The sequence below is a fragment of the Vibrio sp. Y2-5 genome (assembly GCF_014596725.1).
Taxonomy (GTDB): domain Bacteria; phylum Pseudomonadota; class Gammaproteobacteria; order Enterobacterales; family Vibrionaceae; genus Vibrio.
Map to the genome: position 1 here is coordinate 1 of NZ_JACVEG010000064.1, position 767 is coordinate 767.

Annotated in this window: 1 protein-coding gene; it reads right to left on the reverse strand. The window is 38.3% G+C overall.

Going from position 1 to position 767, the window contains the following annotated elements:
* Nucleotides 1-231, reverse strand: a 231-nt coding sequence (locus HUO09_RS22405) for a hypothetical protein (protein ID WP_223159544.1), incomplete at its 3' end; no start/stop codon positions are given.
* Nucleotides 232-767 lie beyond the last annotated feature (536 nt).

Sequence of the window (767 nt, forward strand, 5' to 3'; positions counted from 1 at the left end):
GTCATATTCCACCTCGAAAGGGAAATTATTCAAATTAGTTGGATTTAGCAAGGAATTACCAAAACCAACCTTACTTATATCCCCATTCTCAGCAACACTTCCAGCAACTTTCCCCCGAAAATCCTGCTTAATCGAATAAGATGCAGTCGCTTGCCCTGTAAATTTCGTAACTCCCTCGTACGTATTGCCACCATATGAAATCTTCGTAGTGCCTTTTTGCGGAATAAACACATAATATTTCGTATTATCTAAGTTGGTTTGCCCTAATAAGTTTACAAGTGTACGCCCTTGAATTTCTATATTTAATGGTGATGCTACTGGTGCATTTAGAACATTTACACCATGCTGCAGCAGCTGTGATTTTCGTTCATCATTCAGTTGTTGTTTGTGAATCTCTCTTACTAGACTCCCTACAGATCCACGAGCAATCCCATCAGCACCTAATCGTGCATCGACGACTTCTNATTATCTTTATTTCCATTTGCGACGATATTGTCCATGCGTGTATTCGTATCACCAACAACTTTACGTAATCCTTTCATTTCATCTTCTGATTTCTTCAAGAAAGGCATATCGATTTGTTTTGCTTCTGTTACTACATTACCTGCATCTCGTACAATTCCATTTAATTGTGATTGAGCGGAATTAATTTCACTCTCAGCTTTCTTAACTACCGCTGCTACTGCAACATCAGCTTTTTTATCTACCTCTAGAAGAGCGTTATTAAAGTCTTGTTTCGCATTTTTACCATCTACGACTAGTTGTTG